Here is an 840-nt window from a genome sequence, read left to right as displayed (position 1 = left end):
TTCTCGCCATCAGGCATTGTAGATATCGGTTTCACCCTGTTCGGTAAGACATTGGGAGAATCATCGATATGGTCACCTGCTGACAGCATGATCGGCATCGTATTGGGTCTGGGTATACTGATGTTAACCGCAATGATTGCCGTCAATATGCTGTTGCTGCTTATCTCGGCCTGGATACTCGCCTATGGGGGAATCTTCTTCCTGGGGTTCGGTGGTGCACGTTGGACTCATGATATGGCGATCAATTACCACAAGACAGTGCTTGGAATCGCCATCCAGATAATGACGATGATATTACTCATTGCTATTGGCGTGTCTTTGATCAACGACTATTACATCAACATGCAGACCGATATCGAATTTTCGGAAATGGCTGTCGTGTTGATCGTAACGCTCACGATATTTATGTTGAGCAATAAGGTGCCGCAACTGTTATCGGGCATTATCACGGGAAACGCACCCAGCGGAATGGGTATCGGTCAATTCGGCGCTGGCGCGGCGTTAGGCGCAACAACAATGGTCGGTGCAATGGCTGGCGCAATGGCGGCTTCTGGTACCACACAAGGCGCTGGAGGTGTGTCGGCGCTTATGGCTGCATTTTCTCAGGCTAATGCCAATGTTGCAGCCGGCAGTGATGTATTGGCAAATGCGTTTAGCGGTAGTGACGGCGGTGACACAGACGGAGGGCCAGGTGGCGGCGGAATGCCTGGAACCGGGGCTCCGTTTCAACGTCATTGTCACGAAGGATATGGCATTTTCAAAGCCGTACCAGGCATTCGATTACTGAAAGTAAATTTTAGCGGCTAAAATAAGGAGATCAGACCATGAGGATCAAAGTAA

General features: G+C 49.9%; 1 protein-coding gene. It reads left to right on the top strand.

The window, feature by feature from the left end:
- On the top strand, positions 1 to 807 hold an 807-nt coding region (locus ACOCD2_RS22865), incomplete at its 5' end, for a type IV secretion system protein (protein WP_419626205.1).
- Between the last annotated feature and the right edge of the window lie 33 nt (positions 808 to 840).

The organism is Thiolapillus sp., from assembly GCF_048562965.1.
Classification (GTDB): Bacteria; Pseudomonadota; Gammaproteobacteria; order Chromatiales; family Chromatiaceae; genus Thiolapillus; species Thiolapillus brandeum_A.
Note: the sequence above shows the minus strand (reverse complement) of the source record. Positions and strands in the feature narration are given on the sequence as shown.